This is a genomic window from Paenibacillus herberti, assembly GCF_002233675.1.
In the GTDB taxonomy this organism is placed as follows: Bacteria; Bacillota; Bacilli; order Paenibacillales; family Paenibacillaceae; genus Paenibacillus_O; species Paenibacillus_O herberti.
This window is the reverse complement of sequence record NZ_NMUQ01000001.1, coordinates 2012673-2026239: the sequence shown is the minus strand read 5'-3', so window position 1 is coordinate 2026239 and position 13567 is coordinate 2012673. Positions and strand designations below refer to the sequence as shown.

Below are 13567 nucleotides of genomic sequence, written 5' to 3'. Positions count from 1 at the left end.
GTCCTCCATCCGCATCGTGTATTTCTTCCTATTTTTCCACATTGATGCAGAACTATGCGCGTTTGAAGGACATCGTTGGCGGAAATACTAGGCGTAGAAGGATAAATCGCCAGAGGAGGGAGCTCATATGGATTCTCAGGAATGGATCAAGGATATGACGGTGAGACTCGTTACCTATGTAGAAACACCACGCACCGTTCACAAGCAGAAGCGCAAGCAGCGTAAGCAGAAACGGGAACCTTGGTTAACTCGCTGGTTCGGCATGTCAGGTATGGGAATAAGTCTTTGGCTGCGTGGATTCAAGCGTTAAATGGATGGCGATGACGGTCGCACGGGATAAAATACCCCATTCGCCGCCGCATCGCTAAGGGGCCAGTAACGGACACCTTGGGAGCCGGCCATGACAAACGCACCGTAGTTGCGACCGTCCGACCAGCTATGATAACCGGCCGCTTGGCCGATCAGCCTGACAGAATCGCCGTATAACTCGGCCGAATAATCAAGCAGTTTGCCGCTACGCAGCAGAGTGAGCAGCTTCTGCTCGGTTGGTTTAGATAGGCCAGGCTGCAACATCCAGGAAAGTCGCTCAAGCGGATCATCACCCTGGAGAGAAACAGCTTGCTTCAATTGCGGAAGAGGCGAGCTGGTGGAGATAGATGTGGTCGCAGCAAAATGATTTTTGTTGGAATTATTGGAAGCGCTATCATTATGAAGGGCATAATCGACCTTCTCAGTGGCGGCGGTCCATATGGATGCTGCTTGTTTCCATTGGACATCATTAATAGGAAGAATTTCGCCAGACCAAGCATCAGCATAGGAATGTTTTCCATTGGCATCGGTCAATTGCCATACAGCTGCGGCAGGAGAGAGGTACAGCTTGCTTATGCTCTTCATTGAGCTCAGCTTGGCTTTACGAATGCCAGCCTTCAGTTTGGCCGAATGAAACAGCGGGCTGTCGCCCGCACCGTATTCACCAAGAACATAACCGCCATTTTCTTGCGCGTGTACGATCATATAACCTACAGGGCGACCGCTGCCCGCCTCTTTTACAGTTGCCATCCAAGAATGGCCACCGGGACCAAGCGACTCCAGTGCCAGTGAAGCGCCCCTCCAACTAGCGAATTCTGGCTGAGCGGAAAGCTCTTCTTGCCAAGCTGCGGCTTGTTTTTTCAACAATTGCATCGATTCGCTATTCGGCGCTGTAGCCTGAACCATACTACGGCTTAGTGTATCAGAAGAAGCGGAAGCCGTCGTTGTAGCCACACTGCATAGGAGCAGAGCAAGTACAGCAGCGAAAGCTGCTTTTGTATGAAAATTCATTCCTCGTATGACCTCCTTGACGTTGATGATCTCGGGCGATTCTGACCCATTACAGCGGCTAGCTCAGGCTTAGCCAGGACAAGTCTGTTCTTTTATTGTAAACAGACCTGCTGGCGAAGACTGTTGCTTGCTGTCTAAGGACAATTGCCTCTTCTTGGCGCTCTCTATCGCATAAGCTCACAACAACGGCAGCTGGGTACGAATCCCCCCGGATTCCGCTTTAAACCCTCTAATCTATGCCTTCGAGATGAAAAACTCCGCAGTTAATAGCCGACACGGTGACCCGAGGTTCGTATTGCCAGCGAATCTCTTCTTTCCGATTCTCATACTGAGTAGCTATGGCTTCCCGTTGCTCTTCTTCCGCGGATTCCAGCATTTTTTCGTAATAATGCGCCAAAATCACCAGCTCCTCGTCGAGCCTACGGGCGGCGCCCTCGGCCCATTTGAAGTCCGCCGCACGCAGCTTGCGCTCCAGATGAGTTTCGACTACGGTCAGCGCACGGGCGAGTGTCAGGCCATTGCGAGCCGTATGCACATTGGCCGGGAGCTTCGGCGTCAGGCGCAGCGCCGCCAGGCGATCATGGAAATTTTCCTGAATATTGCCCGTTGCGAGTGAGATGCCGTAGGAGTGAATTTCCTCGCGCTTCATGTCGCAAGCGAACTCCACCCGCAAATTCACGCCTAACCACGCGGTATAAGCGATGGAATCAAACGGATTCAGCGAGCGGCGCTCCGGTTCCTGGAACAGATACACATAACTTCCGCCAACTCGGGCGGCTTCGAACAGCTGATCTAGCTTGCGCGAGCCAAAATAAAGATCCTCCCGCGGCGTACGTACGCCGGTTATAGAGCCATGCACAAAGCCGATGGAGCGGCTCAGCGCGCTTTGTGCCGCTTGCTCCATCTCCCCAAGCTCAGCTGCAGCCTCTGTCTCGGCTTCCGCTTGGCGAAGCTGCTGCTCGTCGTAACGCTGACCGTCGGTAACGAATAAATAGGTCATCGTTTCCGGCTCCACGCCAGCCCGGTCGACGTAACTCCAATAGTAAGGGCGATTGGTCAATTCCCGATCGGCGGCAGGGGAGAGCTTGACGGTCATGTGGGCGGGTGATTTTTCGACGATATGGCATCCCGTTGCCTCAATATATTTCGTTAAAAAACGCTGTACCTGTTTATCATTCACGGTGAATCCACCTCCACGATCGTTGAAGCACCGTCCAACATCCGATTGATCGCATGGCGGCGGGCGGCGCGTGAGCCTCTGCGTGATGGAGTGGGGGCTGATTCGCCATCTTCCGGCAGCGACTCGGTTGCCATCTCCTCCGGCTCTTCCGCCAGCTTGCGGATGGAATGGCCGAGATGTTCAATGCCCTGCGCGATTCCCTGATCGTCGCGGGCTTCAAGCAGAACGCGGGCCAGCCGTTCCTCCATTGATTCTTCTTTTTCAAACTTTTCCAAAATATGATCAAGTTCACCAATGACGGATTCAAACATATCGATTTTCTCATGCAGCAGGTTTACGATATGCTCCTCAATTGTGCCCAGCGTGCACAGATTGTAAATCTGCACATCCTCGGTTTGGCCGAGCCGATGGACGCGCCCGATTCGCTGCTCAACTCGCATTGGATTCCAAGGCAGGTCAAAGTTGATGATGCGGCTGCAAAACTGCAGATTGATGCCTTCGCCGCCGGCTTCTGTGGCGATCATAACTTGAGCGCGACCGCGGAACAGGTCCATCATCCAGTCTTTTTTGCCGCGTCCCATGCCGCCACGATATGGAACAGCTGTAATGTCCGAGCCTCGGAAATATTGCAGCAAATACTCCTGTGTTGCCCGATATTCCGTGAAAATAATGGCCTTGCCATCGCTCTCGCGGACGAGCTCCATCGCTTTTTCTGCTTTGGTGTTGGACTTGATCTGCTTGATGACCTCAATGAGCTCCCAAATCTTGCCGCGCACGGGGGAGTCCTCGGCGGTTTTTTTGAACATATTCACAAGTGTCAGGAAAACGGAGTCGCGGCTTGAGCAAACCTCGCGCTGCAGCGTCACCAACGAAAGCATGCTCGTCAGATTCCCGCCGCTCTCCTCATAGCGCTCTTTCACAAAAGCGGTGACGGCCTCGTACAAGTCCATCTCCTCTTTGGAAAGATGGAGCGGAATATTGCGAACAATCCGCTTCGTGAATTTAACGTCGCCCTCGCCTCGGCGATTGCGGATCATGACTGAGGATAGAGCCTCCTGCAGCTGACCTTCGTTTTTCGGCATGCGTTTGCCCACGACAAAGTTGGAGGCAAACTCGCCATGTCCGCCGAGCTGGCCCGGCTTGAGCAGCGTGATCAGATTGTACAGCTCCTCTAGATCATTCTGGACCGGCGTGGCGGTGAGCAGCAGACAGTATTTTTTGCGCAGCTGCGTAATGAACTGGTAGTTGGTCGTTTTTTTATTTTTGAGCTTATGCGCCTCGTCGATAATCAGCATGTCATAGTCGGTCCCCAGCAGCAGCTCGCGATGCGGGTCGCGCTTGGCGGTATCGATGGAGGCGACAACAACATCGTAGTTCCATGTATGTGCCCTCTTTTGAGCAATAGCGGTAATACCGAATTTGGTGTTAAGCTCGCGCACCCACTGCAAAACGAGCGATGCGGGCACGAGAATAAGCGCTTTGCGCACAAGTCCCCGGACAAGATATTCCTTGAGGATGAGTCCGGCCTCGATCGTTTTGCCAAGTCCGACCTCATCCGCCAAAATCGCTCTACCACCCATATCATGCAAAACGCGCACAGCGGTTTCGGTCTGATGTTTCATCGGCTCAAGTCCGTTCAGGAAACGAATACACTGCAGCTCTTCGAAGCTCTCGATGCGGCGAGATTGCTCGGCCTCCATGGCCAGCTGATATAAAGTCCAATCATCCCAAGGCCCGTTGCGGTCAATACGGGCTTGCAGCTCCTCGAACCAGGAGCGATCCATACGCAGGTCGACGAGCGGATGCAGCCGTCCCATTCCGCCCTCTTTGACGGTTCGCGTCATCTCTATCGGCCCCTCTCTTTGTCTTCAATGCTCCCAGTATGCCCCAAGAAAGGCGGTTCAATAAGCATTTCAGATGCAGATTAATAAGAACATGCAAATCAATATCTAGTAGGGTATACTTAAGAATAGGCACGACATATGGACTTTTCATCCGAGAGATACAGCTTCAACGTCCTTATAGGTAGTACATTCTAGTATCAGAATCAGCATAACCAAGGGAGAGTGGCTTATACGATGGCGACAAAGCTTACGAGCCTTGAAGGGCTCAGCGAAAAGATATTTCTTGATCGCTACGCCTGGAAAAAGGCTGATCCAAAAGAAACAAAGGTAGGCGACACAGTACTTGTGCTCACTAAGGATGACCCTAAATTTCCGACGAAGGAAGTCGGCGAGGTCATCAATCGCAGCGGCAATAAAGCGACGGTACGGACGCGCAGCGGAGCTGTTGTGGAATCGGATGTTGAGAAGCTTACGCTGACAGCTGAAAAAACACCGGAGGAAATGTGGAACCGGCTCGCTAAAGCAATGAGCTCTGCTGAGCCGGATGCAGAGCGTCAAAAGTTGTGGGAGGAACGCTTCCGCTACATATTGGAGGATTGGAAGCTCGTTCCGGGCGGCCGCATCGCGGCTGGGGCGGGAGCAAGCGACGAGCTGACGCTTTTCAATTGTTACGTCATTCCATCTCCGCATGACAGCAGGGGCGGCATTATGCAAACGCTGGCCGAGATGACCGAAATTATGGCGCGCGGCGGCGGAGTTGGCATCAACCTGTCCTCTCTTCGTCCGCGTAGGTCGGTCGTCGCCGGGGTGAATGGCTCTTCCAGCGGCTCGGTTAGCTGGGGCGGACTTTTCAGCTATACAACAGGCTTAATTGAGCAAGGCGGCAGCCGCCGCGGCGCGCTGATGCTGATGATTAATGACTGGCATCCCGATCTGATGGATTTCATTACCGTGAAGCAGAAGATGGGCGAGGTGACTAACGCCAACCTGTCTGTCTGCGTCAGTAACGGCTTCATGAAGGCGGTCAAGGAAGACGGCGAGTGGGAGCTTGTTTTCCCGGATACCAAAGATCCGCTGTACGATGAGCATTGGAATGGTGATCTAGCGGCATGGCGCAAGCTGGGCGGAACCGTGCTGCCGTATCACACGGTCAAAGCGCGCGAGGTATGGGCGACGATTATGGAGTCTGCTTGGAAATCGGCCGAGCCCGGCGTAGTGTTTATGGAATACTATAATGACATGTCTAACAGCTGGTATTTTAACCCGATCATCTGCACCAATCCTTGCGGCGAACAGGGGCTTCCAGCGTGGGGTGTCTGTAATCTGTCAGCGATCAACCTGTCCAAGTTCTACGATGAGAGCCGTCATGACGTAGACTGGGAAGAGCTTGGGCGCGTTACACGTTGGTCGGTGCGTTTCCTCGATAACGTCATCGATACAACGCCGTATCATTTTGAGGAAAACGAGCGGAATCAGAAGAACGAACGCCGCGTTGGTCTCGGATCGATGGGGCTAGCCGAACTAATGATCCACCTTGGCATTCGTTATGGAAGCCCGGAATCCCTGGAATTCCTTGACCGTCTGTACGCATTCATCGCACGCGAGTCCTACCTGGCTTCGGCTGAGATCGCGGCGGAGAAGGAAGCATTCCCGGCTTTTGATGCGGAACTGTATTTGCAGAGCGGCTTTATGAAAAATATAGTGGAGCGCTTCCCGGAAGTTGGCGAAGCGGTGCGCTCCAAAGGCATTCGCAATGTCACCGTGCTGACGCAGGCTCCAACAGGCAGCACCGGTACGATGGTTGGCACCTCGACCGGCATCGAGCCTTACTTTGCCTTTGAATATTTCCGGCAAAGCCGGCTCGGCTTCGACAAACAGCTTGTGCCGATTGCACAGGAGTGGAAGGATGCTCATCCGGGCGAAACGCTTCCGGAGCATTTTGTCACCGCGATGGATCTGTCGCCGGAGGATCATATCCGTGTACAGGCTGCAATCCAGCGCTGGGTCGACAGCTCGATCTCGAAGACAGCCAACTGCTCGGCTGACTTCACCATCGAGGAGACGACACGGCTTTATGAGCTGGCCTATGATTTAGGATGTAAGGGCGTCACGATCTATCGTGATGGTAGTCGGGATGTTCAAGTGCTGAGCACGGCGAAAGAAGAGAAGAGCGCTGAAGCGGGGGAGAGCGGAGCGGAACCTGAAGCTGCAGGAGCAACTATCCTAGAGAGGGATTCTGCGAAGGTTGAGGATTCCTCGAGTGAAACTGCTGCACATACTGAATCGGTCCCTACGGTGGCGAAGCAAGCTGTACAAGCTTCAGCTGTTTCGGCGGGCAAAGTTATCGACAATGAGTACAAGCGCCGTCCGCAGATTTTGCGCGGAGCGACCTACAAAATCAACACGCCGTTCGGCATGGCGTACATTACGATCAACGACCTAAACGGCACGCCGGGAGAAATCTTCCTCAACGTCGGCAAAGCCGGATCCGACGTATTCGCAATGGCGGAGGCGCTCGGCCGCGTCTGCTCGCTGTTCCTTCGATATGGCGATCACGGCCAGAAGGTTGAGCTGCTGACCAAACATCTCAAAGGCATTGGCGGCTCCGGCGCAATCGGCTTCGGTGCGAACCGCGTGGAATCCATCGCGGACGCTGTTGCCAAGGCGCTGGAGATGCATGTCAGCTTCTCGCGCGAGGAAGCCGCGGCGACATATGCCAATGAAGCGGGGCTCGCCGCCGCTCAGGAAGCTCCGGCTTTGGCAGATGATCCTTCGGCGGGATACGAAAGCGGCTCGATTGGATTGCCCAATGGGGCAACCGCAGGACATGCTGCCCATACAGGCGCAACCGGCTCGCTGGATTTATGCCCTTCCTGCGGCAGCGCAGCTCTGCTGAACGTGGAAGGCTGCAAAACCTGCGGCAACTGCGGATACAGCAGATGCGGATAGGTTTGGGGTAAACAACAGGTTAACTTAAAAAGCGATCATTGAGAGGAAGTTAAACCTACTCAATGATTGCTTGTTTTGTTTTACTAGGCTTTTTGGTTACTACTTAGGTACCTCAAAATTTAGCTAGAGCGCACTATTCGGACGACCAGATCCCGTTTGACAACAACCAAGCGAAGCGAGACTCGCGTTTGGTTGTTGTCAAACAGAAGGTTTCCGGGAGTTTTCGAACGACGGAAGGAGACCGGCGATTCGCTCGACGCGCCGTGTGGTTTCGACGATCATGAAGCAGTAGCTGGAACTGCTCCTTCGCTTGTCTCAGCTTTGTCGGGACAACTACGGCTTAATTAGGCCTAAGTCGTACCACCAAGTCAGTCGCCTATTGATGTCGTCCTGCACAATTTGTATGATTCTTCACTCAACCTGCATTCGGGCCGTGCTGATTTGTTGGATTTTGTACGATAAATCGTACAAGTTAGCTGGGCATAGACGACGAAAGTTCGGTTTTGTATGTTTTATCACACAAAGTGTTGAAAAGTGGCGGATCCAAACCGTTTTTTGTACGATAAATCTTACAAAAAACGTTGCGTTGCCCGCGAAATACGAGTTCAAACCCTATTCCATTCAAATCGAGAGGAGAAGCACGCCCCGATGATCCTGCAGAGCGCAGGATTATTCGGACGTTTTTCGTTTACCTATATAGGTACCTAAGTAGTTACGCTGTTTTTCCAATAGATAGTTGCTTTCTTATCGCTTTATTATTAAGGTTTTTTTGCCACGCCTATTGATTAACCAGGTGTTGGAAAAATATTTGTCTTACATTTATCCAAAAACATCGAAAGGGCCACTCTCCTTTCGGGAGACGCATGTTGAGAAGAGCGAATCGGTTTTCTCCGGGTAGGTCGGTTACATTTGGAGACAAGAATCTCAAACTTGCTGAGAATGACCCTGCTATTTTAAGTGGAGTATTTAACTATCAAATCAAAGAGTGGAGTACGGTTTTTAATAAATTTGAGGGCAATAAACATAATTTTGACCAGGGTTATCTTGAGTACTATAAATGAGCAAATTCACTTCCAGTAAACTGTAAAACAAAAAAGAAGAGAGACAAAGCATTCTCCTTGTGGTAAAAAGTAGTCACCACAACTGATTTTCACCAAGGAGAAATTGCTATGTCTCATACTGCCATCCTACCCGATCATGCCGCGCTTCGCAATTACTTGTTACAACACCGGTTACCGCTGTATTTTTCTAAGCCGGTCGTGGCACATATCGAGACATACATGGCGGCGGCTGCAGCGAAAGGTTTTCGTGGCAAGGTAGTGGATCTAGCCGAGTATAGTAGCTGCCACCGTACGACACTTGGGCATTTTCTGGCCGAAGGCAAGTGGGATGAAGCGGTGTTGCAAAACAAAGTCAAGGTCGAATCACTTCGGTACGTGGTTCAAATAGCCAAGCAGACAGCAGAGCCGCTGTTTGTTATTCATGATGATACGATCTCCAAGAAGACAAAGCCTTCGTCACAGGCGCAATCTCCGATGGAGCAGACCGGGTTTCATCATTCTCACTTGGAAGGAAAAGTGGTTTGGGGCCATCAAGTTCAAGCGACGGTGGTCCAAAGTAACGACACTTCTTTGATCCATTCCATTGACTTGTACGACAAAACGAAAACGAATCCCGACGGCACGGTGTATACAAAAATAGATCATGTGTGCGATATAGCCGCTACGCTGCCTCTTCCGCCTCATGGCGGTTACGTGCTTGTGGATTCTTGGTTCACTTGCTCTCGCGTAATCGACAGCTACGCCTCTGCTGGCTACCATCTTATTGGTGGTCTTAAAACCAATCGGATTATCTACCCGCAAGGGATCCGTATCTCCCTAAAGGATTTTTCCGCCCATATCCGCAAAGAAGACGTTCGCCTTGTGACCGTGAACGGAACTTCATACTGGACATACCGATATGAAGGCGCCTTGAACGATATTGAAAATGCTGCCGTTCTGCTGTGCTGGCCGGAGCAAGCGTTTGGTGTGCCTAAAGCGCTACGCGCTTTTTTGTGCACGGATGTTTCCTTGGATACGGAAACGATTTCCATGTATTACAGCAAGCGTTGGCCCATTGAGATTTTTTTCCGCCAGTCCAAAAACAATCTTGGCTTCGATACCTACCAGGTTCGTTCAGCAACGGCATTTACCCGCCTGTGGGCGTTGCTGGCTTGGACACATTTGTACTGTACTACAGGGTTAGGGCAACCCTGCCCTTTTGGCGAAGGATTGCGTACGGTTCGGAAGCAAGTCCAACTGGACCGACTTCAGTTTGTCTACGATTGCGGCAAGAACGGCATTCCATTTCACGTAGTTCGTGAACAGTTCAAGTTGGCTTGACCTATTTTGGGATTTTTTGTATCCGTTTTTGCTCATTTATAGTTGAGTATAAGCATAAGGTTCAGAGAGAAATGGGTACTATTTAATCTTCTTGTTCAAATAAAGATGCAGCTCGTATCAATCAGGATACGAGCTGCATTTTTTTAATGGCCCAATTTAAACAGACGATCTGTTCCGTTTTGAGTGATTTTGGTCAACAAGATGATTTGGCCTGTGTGATAGGAATAATGTTCGACGGTCTTATAGATGCAATCAAGCACCGAAGTGGTGGTAGGAGGGATGTTAGACTCTTCAGAAAAGATAATTTGAACTTCTCGTGATAAGTCAGCAGAACTTAATCCCTGCAAAACACGGCGAGATTCCTCTCTAGTAGTGCTCATTTTTTCTCTTAATTCCCTAATGGATAGGCCATTGGTTAGCGTGAATTCCGAAGATCTATTCCTTACATAAGGAGTTCCTCCAATTGCGTTTACGATATGATGATATTCATTTTCTGTAATATGGATACACAAATTTGCAACTGAATTCAAATCTACTCTTGGTCGGTAAAAAATTAGCTCATCGGTCAGTCGATCGAAACATTTGTTTATATGCTCTAGCTGCACATCAAGGATGGAGAGTGATTTTTCAATAAAAGCATCCATAGTTTTCGCCTCCTTAAAAAAGGTACACCTAGTTCATTGTGCATATCCTTATTTCATTCCTTAACCCGAAAGCTTTTGCCATAAGCGCTTGGAGTCACGGACATATACTTGCGAAACTGCCGGGTAAAATGGTTATAATTCTGAAAGCCTACGAGATGAGCCGCTTCGGCGGCAGTCCGATTCATATGGGCGATCAACAGCGCAGCCTGCTTAATTCGCATCCGGTTTAAAGCCTCCACTATAGACTCCCCAGTATTCTCTTTAAAAAGATGCGACAGTCGCGATTCGGAAAGCCCGACGCTGCGGGCCAACTCCTCGATTCGAACTCGCTCTTGCATCCGCTGAGCAAGCAAATGAAGCGTATCTTCGATTCGCGAATCCAACCCGCTCGTTTGCTGTTTGACCAGCAGCATTAATACCTCACGCAGCGCCCCCAAACATAACTCATGCCAATAAGCCCCGCGCTCCCGGGAGTCGGAGATAACACGGCGGAATGCATCATAAATGCGGTTCCGAACCGCCTGCTGTTCAATTTCACGATTGGTCAGCGCTTCGCTTGGAAGCAGATTTATATCCATATGCCCGTCGACAAAATGAGCCCAGACAAAATGCCAGTTCTCACCTTTTGGCGTGCCGTATCGATGAGGCGTTCCGGGTTTCAGTAGTGTGACATCTCCGGCTTTGACACGCTGCTCGCGGCCGTCTAGGTCGAAGTACCCTTCGCCGTCCAGCGTGAACGTAATTAACCAATCGCTCATTCCGTTGGGGCGGATCGTTTCATAGCTATCGGATTCGTTAAAATGTCCGGCAATAACGACTCCGCTGGCCTGTTTATCAAAGGTGGAAGCACGGTCCAGCTTCATTGGCAATCATCCTTTTCAATTTTGAGATGGTTAAGATTAGCTTATTTGAAGGGTCTGGTGCACACAAGTACATTCTGCAAAAATAGCAGAATCGTATGAATAATCAGCAGCATTCTTCCTTCTGCAATGCGGCCTGGCAGCCGTATACTGAGGTTATACCGCAGGATAGGGAGGGCTAATATATGAGCTATAAACTTCGTATGCTGACAGATGAGCAGAAGCAGATGTTTGCAACGGAAGGTTATGTAATCGTCAAAAACTTGTTTACAGAGGATCAGCTCTTGGAAATGGAACAGACTTTCGAGGATATCAGTCATAAGGTGGTTCCGGGGTATTTTGAGCCGGAGCTGCAGCAGGAATCGAGCGATCCTTTGATGCGTTATCCTCGGGTGATGCATCCGCATCACTTCAGTGAGACCGCGAAGCGTTATATGCTGCACCAGCCGGTGCTGGAGGTGTTAACCGATTTGTTCCAAGAGGAGCCTTTGGCAGCTCAGAGCATGTTCTACTATAAACCTCCCGGCGCGCGTGGGCAGGCATTACATCAGGATAATTTTTATTTAAAGGTTGAGCCGGGCAATTGTATCGCCGCATGGACGGCGGTTGATCGGGCGGATGAAGAGAACGGCGGGCTGCTGGTCGTGCCCAAAACAAGCAATTATGATATCGTTTGTCCTGAACAATCCGATGAAGCAGAGTCGTTTACAAAGCATTATGTTAAGCCGCCGAAGGATAAAAAGGCGATTCCAGCGGTGCTGGAGCGTGGGGATGTGCTCTTTTTCAACGGGAACCTGATTCACGGCTCCTACCGCAATAAAACAAAAGACCGTTTTCGCCGATCTTTTATTTGCCACTATGTAAACGCTTCGGCTACCCGCATAGGATCGCATTACAACCCGTTATATCGTGGCGATGGGACCACCTTAGAACTGGAGTCTAATCCCGATGGTGGCCCTTGCGGAGTGGAACATGAGTCGCCATATGCGCACTAAGCCTGAACCTCGGCTTGAGGTGTTGATGTCCTGGTGGGGAATGACAGGATTGGGCGACGAGGGCGGCGGCGAATGGAGTATGGAGGAAAAGATACGGCGCATCGCCGAAGCGGGTTATGACGGTATTCACGGCATGCTGCCGGAAGGTGAAGAGGCTGAGCTCTGGCAAAGTCTGCTGGATCGGTACGGTCTTTCTTTTAGCGTTACCGCTCATTTGAGATCGGCGGAGGAACTGAGCGAATTTTTGCATAAAGCGAAAAGCTTCGGCAAGGTCGACTTTGTGAATGTTCAGGTTCTGAAGCCGTTTTTGACCGGTGAGCCGGCAGTGCGGATGCTTAGTGAAATGGCGAAGCTGTCACGGACTGCGGCGATGCCGACGTATATTGAAACGCATCGCGGAACGATTACGCAGGATCTGCTGCGAACGGTGGAGTATATGCGCAACCTTCCCGAGTTGGAGCTCACGATCGACTTCTCCCATTATGTCGTTGCAGGAGAAATGTGGAGCGTATCGGATGAAGCCGAGCTGCTGCTGCAAAGTCTGCTCCCCCGGACGAAGAGCATCCACGCGCGAGTATCGAACGGGGAGCAGGTGCAGATTGACGTTCCATTGGATGAGAACATCGTTCTAAAGGTCGCTGGAGGTGAAACGGAAGAGCCGATGCTGAGCCATTTTCTGAACTGGTGGCTCTGCGGAATGCGCAACTGGCGTAAGTCGGCGCAGGCTGGTGACATGTTGCCGTTCGTATGCGAGCTAGGGCCGCCTCCGTATGCGATTACGCTACGCGGTCAAGACGGAACGAAGCGGGAGGCAAGCGATCGGTGGTCGCAGTCTCTGCTGTTTGCAAGGCTTGCTCGGTCGTTATGGAAGCAGGCCAATGAAGATAAAATTGAATTAACACAATCTTAAACCAATAAATAAGCAACCGTGGTTTCGTTCCGTACGGAATGGGGTCACGGTTGTTTATTTCCGCACAGCGATAAGATCAGAGCTATCTTTATTTTGTTCTAGATCGACTTAATAACATTTTCACAAATGTTATACAGATAAGAATAAATATAAGAACAACATTAAAAGTGAATAGAGCAGGCTTCTTATAGATTGTTTCCCAGAATAGTGGGAGTATATCTACCCGAGAATCCCTTTCTAAATAGACAATAACCCAAATTTGATAAACTTTTGATATTATATAGCCTAGTAGTAGACCAATGAAGCCAGCAAGATAGTAGTACGGGTGAATTTTTGTTCTCATTCATCTTCTCCCCTCTCTCCCTTAGGGATGCATAACAAAAAGCTACAGTATATTATAACCTATGCCTTTTGTTATGTAATATCTAAACTAGCGCAATTGAACTTTAGATAAGCACTCGATTATCGGTATTGATATTTGCCT

The 13567-nt window shown here is 50.5% G+C and carries 10 protein-coding genes and 1 pseudogene; 6 read left to right on the top strand and 5 right to left on the bottom strand.

Annotation, left to right across the window (positions count from 1 at the left end):
• Positions 1–127 precede the first annotated feature (127 nt).
• The gene (locus CGZ75_RS09305) at positions 128–310 is read left to right on the top strand and encodes a YqzE family protein (RefSeq protein ID WP_089523913.1); all 183 of its coding nucleotides are present in this window, start codon (positions 128–130) and stop codon (positions 308–310) included.
• On the opposite strand, the gene CGZ75_RS09300 is transcribed toward CGZ75_RS09305, so the two are convergent.
• From CGZ75_RS09300 to CGZ75_RS09290, 3 genes are all read right to left on the bottom strand, one after another.
• Complete coding sequence (locus tag CGZ75_RS09300; RefSeq protein ID WP_089523912.1) at positions 307–1320, bottom strand: hypothetical protein; 1014 nt, start codon at positions 1318–1320, stop codon at positions 307–309. The genes CGZ75_RS09305 and CGZ75_RS09300 overlap by 4 nt on opposite strands.
• 229 nt (positions 1321–1549) lie before the next feature.
• Positions 1550–2500, bottom strand: a complete 951-nt coding sequence (locus tag CGZ75_RS09295) for a YqhG family protein (RefSeq protein WP_089523911.1) — start codon at positions 2498–2500, stop codon at positions 1550–1552.
• Complete coding sequence (locus tag CGZ75_RS09290; RefSeq protein ID WP_245850824.1) at positions 2497–4317, bottom strand: DEAD/DEAH box helicase; 1821 nt, start codon at positions 4315–4317, stop codon at positions 2497–2499. The genes CGZ75_RS09295 and CGZ75_RS09290 overlap by 4 nt, the downstream gene beginning before the upstream one ends.
• Before the next feature lie 261 nt (positions 4318–4578).
• On the opposite strand from CGZ75_RS09290, the gene CGZ75_RS09285 reads away from it, so the two are divergent.
• From CGZ75_RS09285 to CGZ75_RS09275, 3 genes and pseudogenes are all read left to right on the top strand, one after another.
• A complete protein-coding gene (locus CGZ75_RS09285) occupies positions 4579–7293 on the top strand; it encodes an adenosylcobalamin-dependent ribonucleoside-diphosphate reductase (protein ID WP_089523909.1) in 2715 nt (904 codons plus the stop codon).
• Between the two features lie 143 nt (positions 7294–7436).
• A pseudogene (locus CGZ75_RS26460) lies at positions 7437–7577 on the top strand (hypothetical protein); the annotation flags it as partial.
• A gap of 885 nt (positions 7578–8462) precedes the next feature.
• Positions 8463–9674 carry an IS701 family transposase gene (locus CGZ75_RS09275; protein WP_089522685.1) on the top strand — a complete coding sequence of 404 codons (1212 nt, stop codon included), beginning with the start codon at positions 8463–8465 and terminating at the stop codon, positions 9672–9674.
• A 143-nt stretch (positions 9675–9817) separates the two neighbouring features.
• On the opposite strand, the gene CGZ75_RS09270 is transcribed toward CGZ75_RS09275, so the two are convergent.
• Both CGZ75_RS09270 and CGZ75_RS09265 read right to left on the bottom strand, forming a co-directional pair.
• Positions 9818–10318, bottom strand: coding sequence for a DinB family protein (locus tag CGZ75_RS09270; protein WP_089523907.1), 501 nt, complete (start codon positions 10316–10318; stop codon positions 9818–9820).
• A 53-nt stretch (positions 10319–10371) separates the two neighbouring features.
• A complete protein-coding gene (locus CGZ75_RS09265) occupies positions 10372–11181 on the bottom strand; it encodes a helix-turn-helix domain-containing protein (protein WP_089523906.1) in 810 nt (269 codons plus the stop codon).
• A gap of 182 nt (positions 11182–11363) precedes the next feature.
• Here CGZ75_RS09265 and CGZ75_RS09260 point away from each other — a divergent pair, with 182 nt between their 5' ends.
• The gene (locus CGZ75_RS09260) at positions 11364–12173 is read left to right on the top strand and encodes a phytanoyl-CoA dioxygenase family protein (protein WP_089523905.1); all 810 of its coding nucleotides are present in this window, start codon (positions 11364–11366) and stop codon (positions 12171–12173) included.
• Complete coding sequence (locus CGZ75_RS09255) at positions 12151–13083, top strand: sugar phosphate isomerase/epimerase family protein (protein WP_245850756.1); 933 nt, start codon at positions 12151–12153, stop codon at positions 13081–13083. The genes CGZ75_RS09260 and CGZ75_RS09255 overlap by 23 nt, the downstream gene beginning before the upstream one ends.
• Positions 13084–13567: the final 484 nt, after the last annotated feature.

Excerpts from the sequence above, each read along its gene's own strand:
- CGZ75_RS09285 (WP_089523909.1), top strand. The coding sequence starts at position 4,579 with ATGGCGACAAAGCTTACGAGCCTTGAAGGGCTCAGCGAAAAGATATTT.
- CGZ75_RS09275 (WP_089522685.1), top strand. The coding sequence starts at position 8,463 with ATGTCTCATACTGCCATCCTACCCGATCATGCCGCGCTTCGCAATTAC.
- CGZ75_RS09270 (WP_089523907.1), bottom strand. The coding sequence starts at position 10,318 with ATGGATGCTTTTATTGAAAAATCACTCTCCATCCTTGATGTGCAGCTA.
- CGZ75_RS09260 (WP_089523905.1), top strand. The coding sequence starts at position 11,364 with ATGAGCTATAAACTTCGTATGCTGACAGATGAGCAGAAGCAGATGTTT.
- CGZ75_RS09290 (WP_245850824.1), bottom strand. The coding sequence starts at position 4,317 with ATGGGACGGCTGCATCCGCTCGTCGACCTGCGTATGGATCGCTCCTGG.
- CGZ75_RS09265 (WP_089523906.1), bottom strand. The coding sequence starts at position 11,181 with ATGAAGCTGGACCGTGCTTCCACCTTTGATAAACAGGCCAGCGGAGTC.
- CGZ75_RS09305 (WP_089523913.1), top strand. The coding sequence starts at position 128 with ATGGATTCTCAGGAATGGATCAAGGATATGACGGTGAGACTCGTTACC.
- CGZ75_RS09255 (WP_245850756.1), top strand. The coding sequence starts at position 12,151 with ATGAGTCGCCATATGCGCACTAAGCCTGAACCTCGGCTTGAGGTGTTG.
- CGZ75_RS09300 (WP_089523912.1), bottom strand. The coding sequence starts at position 1,320 with ATGAATTTTCATACAAAAGCAGCTTTCGCTGCTGTACTTGCTCTGCTC.